The organism is Wenzhouxiangella indolica, from assembly GCF_042310355.1.
In the GTDB taxonomy this organism is placed as follows: Bacteria; Pseudomonadota; Gammaproteobacteria; order Xanthomonadales; family Wenzhouxiangellaceae; genus Wenzhouxiangella.
Genome location: NZ_JBHJMR010000011.1, coordinates 49,930 through 64,936, shown reverse-complemented (window position 1 = coordinate 64,936; position 15,007 = coordinate 49,930). Strand labels below are relative to the sequence as shown.

General features: G+C 66.5%; 14 protein-coding genes. 9 read left to right on the top strand and 5 right to left on the bottom strand.

The annotated features are described in order from the left end of the window. Nucleotides 1-6: 6 nt before the first annotated feature. Complete coding sequence (locus ACDC67_RS12030) at nt 7-393, bottom strand: DUF4168 domain-containing protein (RefSeq protein WP_376693452.1); 387 nt, start codon at nt 391-393, stop codon at nt 7-9. A 158-nt stretch (nt 394-551) separates the two neighbouring features. Between ACDC67_RS12030 and ACDC67_RS12025 the strand changes: the two genes are divergently transcribed. From ACDC67_RS12025 to ACDC67_RS12015, 3 genes are all read left to right on the top strand, one after another. Continuing rightward, nucleotides 552-2,006 carry a sensor histidine kinase gene (locus tag ACDC67_RS12025; RefSeq protein ID WP_376693450.1) on the top strand — a complete coding sequence of 485 codons (1,455 nt, stop codon included), beginning with the start codon at nt 552-554 and terminating at the stop codon, nt 2,004-2,006. Then, nucleotides 2,003-3,382: a sigma-54-dependent transcriptional regulator gene (locus ACDC67_RS12020; protein WP_376693448.1), complete on the top strand. Its 1,380-nt coding sequence runs from the start codon at nt 2,003-2,005 to the stop codon at nt 3,380-3,382. Before ACDC67_RS12025 ends, ACDC67_RS12020 begins: the two co-directional genes overlap by 4 nt. A gap of 116 nt (nt 3,383-3,498) precedes the next feature. Then, nucleotides 3,499-4,173, top strand: coding sequence for an OmpA family protein (locus ACDC67_RS12015; protein ID WP_376693446.1), 675 nt, complete (start codon nt 3,499-3,501; stop codon nt 4,171-4,173). Nucleotides 4,174-4,176: 3 nt separating this feature from the next. On the opposite strand, the gene rluB is transcribed toward ACDC67_RS12015, so the two are convergent. The 3 genes from rluB to ACDC67_RS12000 are packed head-to-tail and all read right to left on the bottom strand — an operon-like array spanning nt 4,177 to nt 6,632. Continuing rightward, a complete protein-coding gene (gene rluB, locus ACDC67_RS12010; protein ID WP_376693545.1) occupies nt 4,177-5,010 on the bottom strand; it encodes a 23S rRNA pseudouridine(2605) synthase RluB in 834 nt (277 codons plus the stop codon). Beyond that, a complete protein-coding gene (scpB, locus tag ACDC67_RS12005; protein WP_376693444.1) occupies nt 4,958-5,803 on the bottom strand; it encodes an SMC-Scp complex subunit ScpB in 846 nt (281 codons plus the stop codon). Before scpB ends, rluB begins: the two co-directional genes overlap by 53 nt. A gap of 16 nt (nt 5,804-5,819) precedes the next feature. Next, a complete protein-coding gene (locus ACDC67_RS12000) occupies nt 5,820-6,632 on the bottom strand; it encodes a segregation and condensation protein A (RefSeq protein ID WP_376693441.1) in 813 nt (270 codons plus the stop codon). A gap of 120 nt (nt 6,633-6,752) precedes the next feature. On the opposite strand from ACDC67_RS12000, the gene ACDC67_RS11995 reads away from it, so the two are divergent. The 3 genes from ACDC67_RS11995 to ACDC67_RS11985 are packed head-to-tail and all read left to right on the top strand — an operon-like array spanning nt 6,753 to nt 8,147. Beyond that, nucleotides 6,753-7,052 (top strand): YciI family protein, encoded by a 300-nt coding sequence (locus tag ACDC67_RS11995; protein WP_376693439.1) that lies wholly within the window; start codon nt 6,753-6,755, stop codon nt 7,050-7,052. After that, nucleotides 7,049-7,318, top strand: coding sequence for a BolA family protein (locus ACDC67_RS11990; protein WP_376693437.1), 270 nt, complete (start codon nt 7,049-7,051; stop codon nt 7,316-7,318). The genes ACDC67_RS11995 and ACDC67_RS11990 overlap by 4 nt, the downstream gene beginning before the upstream one ends. Next, entirely contained in the window at nt 7,308-8,147 is an 840-nt protein-coding gene (locus ACDC67_RS11985) for a peptidylprolyl isomerase (protein WP_376693435.1), read from the top strand. Before ACDC67_RS11990 ends, ACDC67_RS11985 begins: the two co-directional genes overlap by 11 nt. Before the next feature lie 4 nt (nt 8,148-8,151). On the opposite strand, the gene queF is transcribed toward ACDC67_RS11985, so the two are convergent. Continuing rightward, nucleotides 8,152-8,541, bottom strand: a complete 390-nt coding sequence (queF, locus tag ACDC67_RS11980; protein ID WP_376693433.1) for a preQ(1) synthase — start codon at nt 8,539-8,541, stop codon at nt 8,152-8,154. 65 nt (nt 8,542-8,606) lie between these two features. Here queF and smc point away from each other — a divergent pair, with 65 nt between their 5' ends. From smc to ligA, 3 genes are all read left to right on the top strand, one after another. Further along, entirely contained in the window at nt 8,607-12,092 is a 3,486-nt protein-coding gene (gene smc / locus ACDC67_RS11975) for a chromosome segregation protein SMC (protein ID WP_376693431.1), read from the top strand. A 67-nt stretch (nt 12,093-12,159) separates the two neighbouring features. Continuing rightward, nucleotides 12,160-12,894 (top strand): cell division protein ZipA, encoded by a 735-nt coding sequence (gene zipA, locus ACDC67_RS11970; protein ID WP_376693429.1) that lies wholly within the window; start codon nt 12,160-12,162, stop codon nt 12,892-12,894. 7 nt (nt 12,895-12,901) lie between these two features. Continuing rightward, complete coding sequence (gene ligA / locus ACDC67_RS11965) at nt 12,902-14,926, top strand: NAD-dependent DNA ligase LigA (RefSeq protein ID WP_376693427.1); 2,025 nt, start codon at nt 12,902-12,904, stop codon at nt 14,924-14,926. Nucleotides 14,927-15,007: the final 81 nt, after the last annotated feature.

Genomic DNA, 15,007 nt, shown 5'->3' with positions numbered 1-15,007 from the left:
GAATACTTACTGCAGCATTTCAGTCAGCTTCTGCTGCAGTTCCGGATCGTTCTGGATCGCCATGGCGATCTGGTTGAACGATTCGACGTCCAGGCCGGCATCTTCAACCGCCGCAGTCATTTCCTCGTTGGCTTCACGCTGCAGATCGCGGGCCTTCTCCGGATCTTCAACGTTCTGCAGGCGCGAGGAGAAATCCTGCTGGATGGTGGAGATTTCAGTCTGCGCGTCGGCGAACTGCTCGAGCTGCTGATCGCTGACATCGATCGTTTCCTGCTGCTGCTGTTGCATGCCCTGGCCTTGGCCCTGGCCCTGTTGTTCCTGGGCGATGGTGGCCACGCTGAAGGTCAGTGCAACGGCGGCGGCGAACAGCTTGAAAGAATTGCCAAAGGTCATGATTCACTCCTTGAGGTTGTGAGTGTGGATTTGTGTTGGCGGTTACCTATAAGCAATCGGCGTGCCAAACATGCGCCGCAAGTAAAAACAATAAGTTACGGAGATGAGCGTCGACGCAGTGAGCCATCTTATGTGCCATAATGGCGCATGTGTACTTTATGAAACTCCTGCAAAGCCTCCGACTGCAGCTGCTGTTACTGGTGGTGCTGCCGCTCGCCGCCCTGGGCACGCTCGTCGTCTGGCTTACGCACGAGGCCGTTCAGGATGCGGTCGAGCGCCGCCTGGAGAAGGAGATCGAGCTGGTTGCTCGTGCGATGCGCGTCCCGGTCGAGCGCGCCCTGCAGCAGGGAAACCTCGAAGGCGTCGAACAAACGCTCGATGCGGTCTTCCAGATCGGGCGGGTCTACGGCGCCTACGTCTACGATGCCGGCGGTCGGCGCATTGCCGTGGCCGGCGAGGCCAGGCCGGGCCGCCGCGAACAGATCGAAGCGGTCGAACTGGTGCAGATCGGTGAGGAACTCGGCCGCTACGCCGAGCTTGGCGGCGAGGAAGTCTTTTCCTACTTCGTGCCGCTGACCGGCACGACCGGGCGAATCGACGGCCTGCTGCAGGTTGTGCGCCTGGAAAGCGATATCGCGCAGCGCCTGGACGAAATCCGGAATCGAACCTGGCTGGCCTGGATCGGCGTGATGTGCCTGATGCTGGTGATCGTGATCGTCGGCTACAGGCTGGCCCTGGGGCGTCACGTGGAGCGCCTGGTCGATTCCATGGCCCGGATCGAATCCGGCGACAGGAAACACCGCGCGCGCGTTGACGGGCCGACCGAGATATCGGGCGTTGCCGCAGCCTTCAACCGCATGCTCGACGGCCTGGACCGGATGGCCGAACAGCTCGCGGAGCAGCGGCGCGAGCGCCGCAGGATGGAACGGCGGATGCTCTCGCAGGAAAGCCTTGCCCGCCTGGGACAGTTTTCCTCCGGGGTCGCGCATGAGCTGGGCGCGCCGTTGACCGTCATCGACGGGGATACCCGGCGCTTGCAGAAAGACGTAACGGTTTCGCCCGATTCGCGCCGCCGACTCGACAGGATTCGTCGCCAGGTCTCGCGCACGCGCGAGCTGATCAATCAGCTCATGGAGTTTGCCCGCAGCGACAGCAGTGACCCTGAAATGGTGCATCTCGATCGTTTGCTCCAGCGTGTGCTTGCCGGCGTGCGACCGGAGTGCGAGAGCCGGGGTATTGCGCTGGATTGCCGGATCAAGCAACGTGACGTGCAGATCGAGGGTTGGTCGGCCCGGCTCGAGCACGCGCTGCTCAACCTGGTGCGCAACGCCGTGCAGGCCGCCCGGGAGCGGGTCCTGGTCACGCTGGACGAGGATTCGCAGGGCGGGGCGGTTGTCGTGGTCGAAGACGACGGGCCCGGGGTGCCGCCCGAGCAGCGCGAACGCATCTTCGAACCTTTTCACACGGCCCGGGAGGGGCGCGGCGGCACCGGCCTGGGGCTGGCGATCGTCCAGGGCGTCGTCGATGAGCACGGCGCATCCATCGAGGTGGGCGAAAGCGAGGCTCTGGGTGGGAGCCGCATGACACTGACGCTTCCGACGAGGTCGCAATGAGCAAGGGTGCACGTGTTCTGGTCGTCGAGGACGACAGGAGCCTGACAGAGCTGCTGGTCGAGGAGCTCGAAGCCGAAGGCTGTACCGTCGATGCGCAGTCCTCCGCCGAGCAGGCGCTGGAGATCATCGACGAATTCGAGCCCGATGTGGTCGTCAGCGACCTGCAGCTTCCCGGCGCAGACGGCCTGGCCCTGCTCGAACACCTGCGCAAGCGGCACGCGCCGCCTGCCGTCCTGATGATCAGCGCATACGGCACGGTCGAGCGCGCCGTGGCGGCGCTTCAGGCCGGCGCCGAGAACTTCCTGACCAAGCCCCTGGACATGGACCACTTCATGTTGAGCATCCGCCGGGTACTCGACAATCGACGCCTGCACGAAGAGGTCCGGCGCTTTCGCGAGCTGCTCGGGGGGCCGTCGTTCCACGGCATGCAGGGTTCGAGCCGGGTCATGCGCGTGCTGTTCGACCGCATCGGCCAGGTCGCGCGCGCCGACGGGCCCGTTCTGATCAGCGGCGAGTCCGGAACCGGCAAGGATCTCGTCGCCAGCGCGATCCACGCCGAGAGCGCGCGATCGAGCGAGCCCTTCCTGGTCGTCAACTGTGCCGGCATACCGGGTGAGTTGATGGAGTCGGAGTTCTTCGGTCATGTCGAGGGCGCCTTCTCGGGGGCCGATCGCGCGCGCAAGGGTCTGTTCCGCGAGGCACAGGGCGGGACGCTCTTTCTCGACGAGATCGGCGAAATGCCGCTTTCCCTGCAGGCCAAGATGCTGCGCGCGCTCCAGGACGGCCGGGTCCGGCCGGTGGGGGCCGAGCACGAACACCAGGTCGACGTACGCCTGGTCGCCGCGACCAACCAGGACCTGCATGAACTGGTCGGCGCTGGCGAATTCCGCGAGGATCTCTACTATCGCCTCGAGGCCTTCCAGCTGGAAGTGCCGCCCCTGCGCGATCGCGGCGAGGACCTGGAGATGCTGGCGATGCAGTTCGTAGGGCGCTTCGCCGCCGCGCGGCAGCGGCCGGCCCGATCGATCAGCAACGAGGCGCTGATGCTGATCCGGGACTATGCCTGGCCCGGCAATGTGCGCGAGCTCAGCAACGCCATGGAGCGCGCCGTCACCTTTTGCGAGGGCGAGGAGATCGAAGCCGGCCACCTGCCCGAGCGGGTGCGGCGCTCGGCCGGTGCCGGCGCGAGCCAGGGCGAATCCGGGGATCCACTCGATTCGATGCTGGCTTCCGGTGAGATGCTGCCCAGCATGGACGAGCTGCGGCGCCGCTATGTCCGGTACGTGCTCGATCGCGTCGACGGCAACAAGCGCCGGGCCGCCGCGTTGCTGGGCGTGGGGCGCAGAACGCTCTACCGCTGGCTGGACGAGGACTGATCGGGGCTGCCAGCGGCGCGATTCAGCCCGGGTTGAACTCGCCCGTGCTATTCAGAACATCACATTGGAAGGGCGTTGCCGAAACGCCTTCGACTCGAAGACCACAAGGAGTTCGCATGAGCCCCCTCACACAGAAAATTGCCAAGCCACTTGCCGTCATGGCAGTCGTGTTCGTTTCGGCCTGCGCGACCACCACGGATCCGTACACGGGTGAGGAGCGGGCAACCCGGACCTCGCAGGGTGCGGCCATCGGTGCCGGGATCGGCGCCGTCATCGGTGCGGTCTCCGGTGGCGATCGCCTCGAGCGCGCGGCCATCGGCGCGGGCGTCGGTGCCCTCAGCGGTGCCGCCATCGGCAACTACATGGATCGACAGGAAGCCGAACTGCGTCGCAAGCTCGCGGGCACGGGCGTGACCGTCACGCGCCGCGGCGACGAAATCATCCTGAACATGCCGGGCAACGTGACCTTCGATTTCGACAGCGCCAGCCTGCGTTCGCAGTTCTACGAGGTGCTCAATGCCGTGGCGCTGGTGCTGGAGGAATATGACAAGACGGTACTGGTCATCGACGGCCATACCGACTCGACCGGATCGCGCAGCTACAACATGCAGCTCTCACAACGCCGGGCCGAGTCGGTCGGGGATTACCTGATTGCCCAGGGTGTCGAGCCGGTGCGGCTGGCAACCTACGGCTACGGCCCCGAGTACCCGGTCGCCGACAACGACACCGAGGAAGGTCGCGAAGCCAATCGCCGGGTTGAGCTGACCCTGATGCCCGTGACCGAAGACTGAACCTTACGGCCGAACCGGTTCGGCCGTCAGTTCGGCGGGCACGGATTTCAGGCCGACATCCTCGCGCAGGGTGCGGTGATCGGCGGACGAGAGTTCTTCGTACTGTCCGCTCTTGACCCGGGCGGGCAGGAACACCGGGCCGAAGCGCACGCGCTTGAGGCGCGCGACCTGCGCGCCGACGGCCTCCCACAGGCGCCGCACTTCGCGATAGCGGCCTTCCATGAGCGCCACCGTGTACCAGCTGTGACCGCCGGTGACTTCACCGGCGACGATGTCGGTGAAGCGTGCCGGGCCGTCGTCCAGGCGCACGCCTCGCAGCAGCTGTTCGACCTGCTCTTCGCTGACCGCACCGCGAATGCGGCACAGGTACTCGCGATCGACCTGCCCGGACGGGTGCATCATCCGATTGGCCAGTTCGCCATCGGTCGTGAGAACCAGCAGGCCGGCGGTATTGATGTCGAGGCGACCGATGGCGATCCAGCGACCCTCTTTTGCCCGGGGCAGGCGATCGAAGACCGTGCGGCGGCCTTCCGGGTCGCTGCGCGTGGTCACTTCACCTTCGGGCTTGTGATAGATCAGGGTGCGGTGTTCGGCCGGCTGGCAGGTGACGCGCCAGCGCTGGCCGTCCATTTCGATGAGGCTGCCTTCGCCGACCGTGGCCCCGAGCTCGGCAACGGCACCGTCGATGCGGATGTCACCGGCTTCGATCCGGGCTTCGATCTTGCGCCGCGAACCCTGCCCGGCACGGGCCAGTACCTTCTGGAGTCGCTCGCTGAGGGCGGGTTCAGCCGGCTGAACGCTCGTCGGGCCCGCTTTCGGGGTCCGGCTCTTCTTCAGGGTGGCGCGCCGCTTCGCGCTCGACTTCGGCCGCCGGGTCGATGTCTTCTCCGGTGCCCGCTTCGGCCTCGTCGACTCCGTCCCCGCCCGCCGCGGCTGGCGTTCGCCCGCTGTCTTGTTCCGGCGCGTGCTCGTCGACTTCTTTTTCGTCGCCTTGTTTCTCGTCGGCTTGCCTCTCGTCTTCTTGCTCATGGCTGTCGTTCTCCGCTTGGGACGAGTCGGGTTCGGATCGGGGGCTCTGCAGTTCCAGCTCCGGCTCTAGGTTGTCGATGTCCTTGATCTCGGCCAGCGTCGGCAGTTCATCGAGCGATTTCAGGTTGAAGTAATCCAGGAACGCCTTGGTGGTGCCGATCAGCTCGGGACGGCCCGGGACGTCGCGATGGCCGATGACCCGGATCCACTCGCGTTCCTGCAGCGTGCGCAGGATATTGGAACTGACCGAAACGCCGCGGATCTGTTCGATCTCGCCCCGGGTGATGGGCTGTCGGTAGGCGATGATCGCCAGGGTTTCGAGCAGGGCGCGCGAGTAGCGGGGCGGCTTTTCGGCCCACAGCTGCGAGATGACCGGCATCAGGCTGGTGCGGATCTGAAGCCGGTAACCGCTGCCGACCTCGCGCAGCTCAACGGCCCGGCCTTCGAGCTCGGCGTCGAGCGCGGCGAGCGCCTCGCGCAGCGGGCCGTGGCCCGGCTGCTCCCCGTCGGGAAACAGGCTGTTGAGCTGGTTGAGGCTCAGCGGGTTGCCGGCGGCCAGCAGGGCGGCTTCGACAATGCGTTTGAGGTAGTCGATATCCATCGGGGCTTCTTCGAATTCAGGCTTGGGACGGAGTGCGCACGTAAATGCTGCCGAACAGTTCCTGCTGGACCAGGTCGATGAGGTGCTCGCGCAGCAGCTCGAGCATGGCCAGGAAGGTCACGACCGCACCCATTCGACCTTCATCGAAGTCGAAGCAGGCGTCGAATTCCACGAACTGGTTGTTGGAGACCAGGTCGATGATGCGCGACATTCGCTCACGCACCGAAAGTGGTTCGGCCTGGACATGGTGATGGGCGAACATTTCCGCCCGGGCCATCACGTCCTTGAGCGCGAGCAGAACCTCGCGCAAGTCGACTTCCGGCGGAAGCCTGACCTCGCCCTGATCCTCGACCTCGGCCGTGGCGACGGCCAGGTCGCGCTCCAGGCGCGGCAGCTCGTCGAGCTCCTCGGCCGCCTGCTTGAAACGCTCGTATTCCTGCAGGCGCCGGATCAGTTCCGCACGCGGGTCCTCCTCCTCGGCCTCCTCGGCCTGCGGGCGGGGCAGCAGCATGCGCGACTTGATCTCGGCCAGGATGGCGGCCATCACCAGGTACTCGGCGGCCAGCTCGAGGCGCATTTCCGTCATCATCTCGATGTAGCCGGTGTACTGGCGCGTGATTTCGGCAATGGGGATGTCGAGAATGTCCAGGTTCTGCCGCCGGATGAGGTAGAGCAGCAGGTCGAGCGGACCCTCGAAGGCCTCGAGAAACACCTCGAGTGCATCGGGCGGAATGTAGAGGTCGTCGGGCAGTTTCAGCACGGGCGCCCCCTGCACGATGGCGAAGGGCATCTCCTCCTGCTGGGCCCGGGTTTCCGGTGTCTCGCTCATGGGGTGCAAGTGTAGCGGTTTCCGCCCGCAGGGGTGGCATCGATGTCTTGCATCCACGGCCCGATGCCCTGTCTTGCACATGCCGATACAATGCAGGCAGGCCACTCGTCGGAGGAAGGAATGCTCTACATGATTGTCGGACGCGATGCCGAGGACAGCCTGTCGCGCCGCGCCGCCGCGCGGGAATCACACCTGGCCCGCATCAACGTCCTGCTCGACGAAGGGCGGCTCGTCCTGGCCGGACCCTTGCCCCGGATCGACGCCGCCGATCCGGGACCGGCCGGTTTCGCGGGATCGCTGATCGTGGCGGAGTTCGAAAGCCTGGAGGCGGCCCGCGAGTGGGCGATATCCGACCCCTACCTCAACTGCGGCGCCTGGGAGGACACGGAGGTTCACCCGTTCAAGCAGGTGCTACCGTGACGGATCGGGTCGCGATGATTCGCCGGCGGCTGGAAGAGCGGCTGCACCCCGACGAGCTCGAAATCGTCGATGAGTCGCACCTGCACGTCGGTCATCCGGGCGCACGCGACGGACGCGGGCATTTCCGGGTGCGCATCGTCGGTGACGTATTCGCGGGCCTGCCGCGGCTGGCACGACACCGACGCGTGTATGCCGCCGTCGGCGACCTGATGCAGACCGATATTCACGCGCTCAACATAGAGGCACTTTCGAGAAATGAAACTTAACTATCCGATATTCATGCTTCCCTTTCTGCTCGTCGCCTGCGGCGAGACCGGCAGTGGTTCCGGCTCTGCCGACGAGGACACGGTTGTGCTGGTCGAGGTCGACGGGACACCGGTGACCCTGACCATGCTCGAGCGCGTGATGGAGGCCCGTGGCGTCGAGGAGTCCGATCACGACGGCATGCGCGAGTTGCTCGACGAGCTCATCCGGATGCAGGCGGTGGCCAATGCCGCCCGGCAGGAAGGGCTGGCCGATGACCCGGAGGTCCGCGCCGAACTGCGACTCGGCGAAATGCAGTCGCTCTACCGGCATTATCTCGATCGCGCCGGGCAGTCCGGGTCGATTTCCGAGCAGGACCTGCGGGACGTCTACGCGGCGCAGCTCGAACGCTCCGGCGACACCCAGTACCGCATCGAGATCATCGGTTACGAGGACCAGGCGCGCGCCCTGCAGGCCATCCAGCGGCTGCGGGACGGGGAACTGACCGTGTCCGAGCTCCAGGCCGAAGCCGAAGCCGAAGGACTCCGGGTCGAGGCGCCGGGATGGGTCGATCGCAGCCAGGTGCCTGAGGACTTCGCCGCCGAGCTGGCGGAAACCTCGACCGGCGAGGTCGTGTCCCGACCGCTGCAGAACGGGCAGGGCTGGTTCCTGGTTCATGTCGCCGACAAGCGCGACCTGCAGGTGCCCGCCTTCGAACAGGTGCGCGACGGAATTGCACAATCCATGCAGCAGGAGCAGCGCCAGGCCCTGGTCGAATCGCTCTACGACCAGGCCGAGATCACGCCGATGTTGCCGCTGGAGGAAGCCGAGCCCGAGTCCCCAGAGCAGTAGCGGCTCAGGGCAGGCGCACGCGCTCCGGCGCCTGCCAGCCTTCGGCCCGGTGTTCGGCCACCACGGTGGTGTAGATGCCGCCGCGGACGTTGAACTCGGCACTCAGGCGCATGAAGCGTGGCTGGACGGCTTCGACCAGGTCGGCGAGAATGCGGTTGGTGACGGCTTCGTGGAATGCGCCTTCGTCGCGATAGCTCCAGACATAGCCCTTGAGCGCCTTCAGTTCCACGCATTCGGCCTCCGGGACGTACTCGATCAGCAGTTCGGCGAAGTCGGGCTGCCCGGTTTTCGGGCACAGGCAGGTAAACTCGGGGATCCGGATGCGAATGGTATAATCCCGCTCCGGCTGCGGGTTGGGAAAGGTTTCCAGGTTTCTGCTGGGTTCGATGGCCATTTCGGTCGGCTTCCTGGCGTTGAAAGCGCGTACATTACAACACCTAGAATAAAGACTCTGCTTCGATGCGACTGACCGCAATGAAACTGTCCGGCTTCAAGTCTTTCGTGGAGCCGACCACCGTACAATTCCCCTCCAACCTGATGGGCATCGTCGGGCCGAACGGCTGCGGCAAGTCCAATATCATCGACGCCGTGCGCTGGGTCATGGGCGAGACATCGGCCCGCCAGCTCCGCGGCGAGTCGATGAGCGACGTCATCTTTTCCGGATCGAGCGCGCGCAAGCCGGTGGCCACGGCCACGGTGGAGCTGATCTTCGACAACAGCGATGGACGGGCCGGCGGCGAGTACGCCGACTACAACGAGATTTCGGTCAAGCGCCAGGTCACGCGCGACGGCCAGTCCGGTTACTGGCTCAACGGCACCAAGTGCCGCAAGAAGGACATCACCAACCTTTTCCTGGGCACCGGCCTGGGGCCGCGCAGCTACGCCATCATCGAGCAGGGCATGATCTCCCAGATCGTCGAGGCCCGGGCCGAGGACCTGCGCGCCTTTCTCGAGGAAGCCGCCGGCATTTCCAGGTACAAGGAACGCCGCCGCGAGACCGAGAACCGAATTCGCCACACGCGCGAGAACCTCGAGCGATTGAGCGACCTGCGCGAGGAGGTGAGCAAGCACCTCGACAAGCTCCAGCGCCAGGCCAACGCCGCCGAGCGCTACAAGAAGCTCAAGGCGCGCTACCGCAACGACGAGGCGCGCCTGATGGCGCTTCGCTGGCGCGAGATGAAGACGCGTTCGGAGGGTGAGGAGAAAGCACTCAGGGAGGTCGAGAACCAGCTGCAGTCGGCGCTGTCGACCCAGCGCGGGGCAGAGAAGGAGCTCGAGACGCTGCGCCAGGGCCAGCACGAAGCGCGTGACGCGGTCTCGAAGGTACAGGGCGAACTCTACGAGGTGGCCGCCGAGATCGCCCGGATCGAGCAGGCCATCGAGCACCAGCGCGACATCCGCAAGCGTCAGCAGGCCGAGTACGGCGAGACCGAATCGCAGCTCAACGAACTCAAGCAGCACCTCGTCCTCGACAAGGCCCAGGTCAAGGAGACCTCGGAACTCCTGGCGCGCCTGAATCCCGAACTGGAAGCCGCGAAGGCGGCCGAGCAGGAGGCGCAGTCGGAGGTCGAGCGCGTCGACCAGGGGCTGGAATCCTGGCAGGAGCGCTGGCAGGCGCACCAGGAAGGCGCCGGGTCGGCATCGAGCGAGGCCGAACTGCTGCGCCAGCGCATCGAGCATCTCGACGATCGCATGAACCGCGCCGCCGAACGGCTCAAGTCACTCGACGAGCAAAGCGGCGACTCGGCGCTCGAGCGCCTGTCCGGCGAGAAGGAAACGCTGACCGAGCAGGTTTCCGCCAGCGACGCCCGCCTGGCCGAAATGCGCGAGGCCATCGAAGGCAAGCGCGGCCAGCTGGCTGAGATGCGGTCGCGGATCGAACAACTGCGCAACGAACTCGAGACCGCCCGGGCCGAGCGGCACGAGCGGCAGGCGCGGGCGGAATCGCTGCGCCTGCTCAATCGCGGCGAAGACAACGGCGAGGAAATCGCGCGCTGGCTGGAGGCGCAGGGGCTGGACGCCGAAGCGCGCGTGCTGCATCAGCTCGACGTCTCCGAAAGGCAGTGGAACCGCGCCGTCGAGACGGTGCTCGAGGACTGGCTGCAGGCGGTCCGGGTCGACGGCATCGATGCCCACCTGGATGAAGCGCTTCCGACGGCCGGCCTGCGCATGGCCGACGGCAGCGAGCTTGCGGCCCGACCGGGCACCCTGGCCGAAAAGGTCAGCGGCGCCGGCGCGCTGAGCGCCGTGCTGTCGAGGGTTCATTGCGAGCCGGACCTGGACGCGGCGCGTGCACGGTTGGCCGATCTCGATGCGCACGAATCGGTGATCACGCCCGAGGGCGTGTGGCTTGGCCAGGGCTGGCTGCGCCAGCCGGCGGCCGCGGCCGACGATTCCGGCCTGCTCCAGCGCGAGCAGGAGATCCGCGAACTGGTCGAGCAGATCGACAGCGACGAGCAGCGCATTGCGGAAATCGAGTTGCAGCTGGCCGACGCACGCGAGGAACGCGAGCGCCTCGAGGCCGAAGTCTCGCACGAAGTCTCCGAGCTGGAAGCCGGCCAGCGCGAGCATGCCCGGCTGCAGGGGCAACTCAGCAGCCTGGAGTCGCGGCTGGAGAACCTCGAGCGACAGCGGCAGGCCGCGCGCGAGGAGGTCGAGACGCTCAAGGCGCGCCAGGCCGAGGACGGCGAAGCCGTGAGCGCGGCACGGCGCGACATGGAAGCCGCGCTCGAACGAATGCAGGAAGCCGAAGCCGGCCGCGAGCCGCTGCAGCGCGAGCGGCGTGAGCTCGACGAGGCGCGTCAGCAGGCGAGGGCGCGGCTGGCCGAGGCGCGCAAGCAGCGCGAGGCGCTGTCGCTCAAGGTCGAATCGAGCCGGGCCGGGCTGGAGTCGCTGCGCCAGTCGATCGAGCGCATGGACAACCAGGTCGGTCAGCTGCAGTCGCGCTACCTCGAGCTCAGCGAGGCCCTGGCCCAGGGCGACGAGCCCGTGGCCGCGCAGCAGAAAAAGCGCGACGAGCTGCTCGACGAGCGCCTCAGGATCGAGGAGCGCCTGCGCGAGGCGCGGGCAGGGCTCGAATCACTCGAAGCGAAGTGGCGCGAGCAGGACGAGATTCGCCAGAAGTCGGCCGGCGAGGCCGAACAGGTCCGCGCCGACCAGTCCAGCCGCCAGCTGGCGCTGAAGGAAACCGAGCTCAAGGCAGAGTCCATCGCCGGGCGGATCACCGAGCTCGACGCCGATCTCGAACAGTTGCTGGCTGAGTTGCCCGAAGGCGCCGAAACCGAAAAATACCAGGGCGAACTCGAGCAGCTGGAGCAGAAGATCCGCCGGCTCGAGCCGGTCAACCTGGCCGCCATCGACGAGTTCGAAAGCGAGTCCGAGCGCAAGGCCTACCTGGACCGCCAGCACGACGACCTGGTCGAGGCGCTGGAGACGCTGGAGAAGGCGATCAGCCGCATCGACCGCGATACGCGCACGCGCTTTCGCGAGACCTTCGAACAGGTCAACAAGAACATGGAAGCCCTTTTCCCGCGGCTGTTCGGCGGCGGTCACGGCCACCTGGAGATGGTCGGCGAGGACTGGCTTTCAGCCGGCGTCGCCATCCTGGCGCGCCCGCCGGGCAAGCGCATTGCCCGCATCCACATGCTTTCGGGCGGGGAAAAGGCGCTCACCGCGGTGGCCTTCGTGTTCTCGATCTTCAACCTCAACCCGGCGCCGTTCTGCCTGCTCGACGAGGTCGACGCACCGCTCGACGACGCCAACGTCGGTCGCTTCTCCGACATGGTTCGCGAGATGTCCGAACAGGTTCAGTTCCTGGTCGTGACGCACAACAAGGTCACGATGGAAGTCGCTCACCAGATGCTCGGGGTGACCATGCGCGAACCGGGTGTGTCGCGCCTGGTTTCGGTCGATCTCGATCGCGCCGTGGCGCTTTCCGAGGCCTGATCGGCCCGGGGATGGCGGACGCCTTCGGTTACACTTGCGGGCATCGCAACGGGCAAGGTCGATAAACGTGGACAATCTGCGCCTGATCCTGGTTCTGATCGGTCTGGTGGTGCTGGCCCTGATCGTGCTGCTGCACAAGCCCGAAGGGGAGTCCAAGCGCAACCATGCGCGCTGGCGGGCCGCCCGACGCGAGCCGACCCTGGGTGAGCTCGACGGACCGACCGACGACGACTCCGATTCCGACCGCGCCGGTTCCGACCGCAAGGGGCGCGAGAAACCCGAGAACGCATCGCTCTGGCCGGCGGTCGAGCAAGCGGCGGAAACCGCCGGCGATGACCACCTCGCGCGCGGCAAGACCAGCACGCACGAGCCGCCCGACAAGATCGTCTATCTCTACATCTGCCGCCGCGGCGACAAGCGCATCAGCGGTTCGGAATTGCTCGATGCCGCCATCAAGGCGGGCCTGAACTTCGGCGAGATGAACATCTTCCATCGCCGGCACGAGGGCGCGAGAAAGCCGGTCTTCTCGATGGCCAACCTGACGCCGCCGGGGCACTTCGATCCCGCGCAGTGGAACGTGTTCGATACGCCCGGCGTGACACTGTTCCTGACCCTGCCCGCACCGGTCAGCGCACTCGACGCCTGGGACGCCATGCTGGCCACCGCCGAACGCATCAGCAAGCTGCTCGAAGCCGACGTGCTCGACGACGCCCGCTGCCTGCTCACGCGCCAGCGCATCGCCCAGATCCGCGAGGAATTGCGCGAGTACGATCGCCAGTCGGGCATGATCAAGCCGGAGTAGGGCGTCCATGGGCCAGTCCGGAAAAGACGCGGCAGCGCGGGTCGAGTCCTTGCGCGAGCAACTCCAGGAACACAACTACCGCTACTACGTGCTCGACGATCCGATCATCACGGACGCCGAGTACGACCGCCTGCTGCGCGAGCTCGAGCAGCTGGAGTCCGAGCATCCGGAACTGGTCACCGGGGACTCGCCCACGCAGCGCGTCGGCGCCACGCCGGCCGAAGGCTTCGAAACGGTTGCGCACCGCATTCCCATGCTGTCGCTGGGCAACGCCTTCGACCCGGACGAAGTCGCCGAATTCGATCGCCGCGTGCGCGCGCAGCTCGACCTCGAGGAGATCGTCTACAGCGCCGAGCCGAAGCTCGACGGTGTGGCCATCGCGCTGCGTTACGAGCGGGGGCGCCTGCAGTTGGCCGCCACTCGCGGCGACGGGCGCAGCGGCGAGGACGTGACCGCCAACGTGCGCACGATCCGGGCCGTTCCCCTGAAGCTGCGCGGCGACGCGATTCCGGACACGCTGGAAGTGCGCGGCGAGATCTTCATGACGCGCTCGGGCTTTTCCGAACTCAACCGGCGCCTGGCCGATGCCGACGAGAAGACCTTCGTCAATCCCCGCAACGCCGCCTCCGGCAGCCTGCGCCAGCTCGACGCCCGGCTGACGGCGCAGCGTCCGCTGCATTTCTACTGCTATCAGGCCGCCACCACCGACGACCTGCCGGGGCGTCACTCCGAGATCCTCGAGCGCTTGCGCGAGATGGGTCTGCCGGTCAGCCCCGAAGCGCGCACCGTGCGCGGCCTCGAGGGCCTGCTCGACTACTACGAAGATGTCGGCCAGCGCCGCGACCGGCTCGACTACGACATCGACGGGGTGGTCTACAAGGTCGACGACCTCGATCAGCAGCAGGAACTGGGTTTTGTCTCGCGGGCGCCGCGCTGGGCCATCGCCCACAAGTTCCCGGCCCAGGAAGAGACGACCCGGCTGATCGCCATCGAAGTGCAGGTTGGTCGTACCGGCGCGCTGACGCCCGTCGCCCGGCTCGAACCGGTGTTCGTCGGCGGCGTGACGGTGACCAATGCAACCCTGCACAACATCGACGAGGTCCGCCGCAAGGACGTCCGCCCCGGTGACTACGTGGTCGTGCGCCGCGCCGGCGACGTGATCCCCGAGATCGTGCGTTCGATTCCCGAGCGACGCGAGAAAGCGCTCGAGCAATGGCAGATGCCGGCGCATTGTCCCGAGTGCGGTTCGGCGGTCGAGCAGGTCGAAGGCGAAGCGGCGGTTCGCTGCACCGGCGGCCTGGTCTGCCCGGCCCAGCGCAAACGCGCCCTCGAGCATTTCGCCAGCCGCGCGGCCATGGACATCGACGGCCTGGGCGAGAAGGTCATCGCCCAGCTGGTGGAACGCGATCTGGTGCACAGCCCGGCCGATCTCTACCGCCTCGACCGCGACACGCTCGTCGAGCTCGAGCGCATGGGCGGGAAATCGGCCGATAATCTGATCGCGGCGCTCGACGACAGCAAGCAGGTCACGCTCGCTCGTCTGCTCTATGCGCTCGGTATTCGCGAGGTCGGCGAGGTTACCGCCCAGGCCCTGGCCCGGCACTTCGGTACGCTCGATGCGCTGGCGGCGGCCCCGGTCGAAGACCTCGAGGCCGTGCGCGACGTCGGCCCCGTCGTGGCCCGTCACCTGCGCGCCTTCTTCGACGAGGCGCACAATCGTCGGGTGATCGAGGAGTTGCTCGACGCGGGTGTACGCTATGAGCCCGAGGAGGCGACGGGCCAGGCCGAGGCGCTGCCCCTGGCCGGCTGCACCTACGTGCTGACCGGCTCGCTGTCGGGGCTGACGCGATCGCAGGCCAAGCAGCGCCTGGAGGCGCTGGGCGCGCGGGTGACCGGCAGCGTGTCGAAGAACACGACGGCGCTCATCGCCGGCGACAGCCCGGGTTCGAAGCTCGACCGCGCCCGGGAACTGGACATCGAGGTGCTCGACGAGACCGCGCTCGTGAAGCTGCTCGAGGAACACGACGGCTGAACTTGTTTCAGATCAAGACAGCACGCTTGCAGAATCCGCAGAATCGAGGCTTGAGCGACAACGACAATCAACGCAGGAGGA

What these genes read in the sequence shown, in the direction of transcription:
- ACDC67_RS12000 (WP_376693441.1), bottom strand. Translation starts at nt 6,632, where the DNA reads ATGAGCGAGACACCGGAAACCCGGGCCCAGCAGGAGGAGATGCCCTTC.
- ACDC67_RS12020 (WP_376693448.1), top strand. Translation starts at nt 2,003, where the DNA reads ATGAGCAAGGGTGCACGTGTTCTGGTCGTCGAGGACGACAGGAGCCTG.
- ACDC67_RS11995 (WP_376693439.1), top strand. Translation starts at nt 6,753, where the DNA reads ATGCTCTACATGATTGTCGGACGCGATGCCGAGGACAGCCTGTCGCGC.
- ACDC67_RS12025 (WP_376693450.1), top strand. Translation starts at nt 552, where the DNA reads ATGAAACTCCTGCAAAGCCTCCGACTGCAGCTGCTGTTACTGGTGGTG.
- scpB (WP_376693444.1), bottom strand. Translation starts at nt 5,803, where the DNA reads ATGGATATCGACTACCTCAAACGCATTGTCGAAGCCGCCCTGCTGGCC.
- ACDC67_RS11985 (WP_376693435.1), top strand. Translation starts at nt 7,308, where the DNA reads ATGAAACTTAACTATCCGATATTCATGCTTCCCTTTCTGCTCGTCGCC.
- ACDC67_RS12015 (WP_376693446.1), top strand. Translation starts at nt 3,499, where the DNA reads ATGAGCCCCCTCACACAGAAAATTGCCAAGCCACTTGCCGTCATGGCA.
- ACDC67_RS12030 (WP_376693452.1), bottom strand. Translation starts at nt 393, where the DNA reads ATGACCTTTGGCAATTCTTTCAAGCTGTTCGCCGCCGCCGTTGCACTG.
- queF (WP_376693433.1), bottom strand. Translation starts at nt 8,541, where the DNA reads ATGGCCATCGAACCCAGCAGAAACCTGGAAACCTTTCCCAACCCGCAG.
- smc (WP_376693431.1), top strand. Translation starts at nt 8,607, where the DNA reads ATGCGACTGACCGCAATGAAACTGTCCGGCTTCAAGTCTTTCGTGGAG.
- ligA (WP_376693427.1), top strand. Translation starts at nt 12,902, where the DNA reads ATGGGCCAGTCCGGAAAAGACGCGGCAGCGCGGGTCGAGTCCTTGCGC.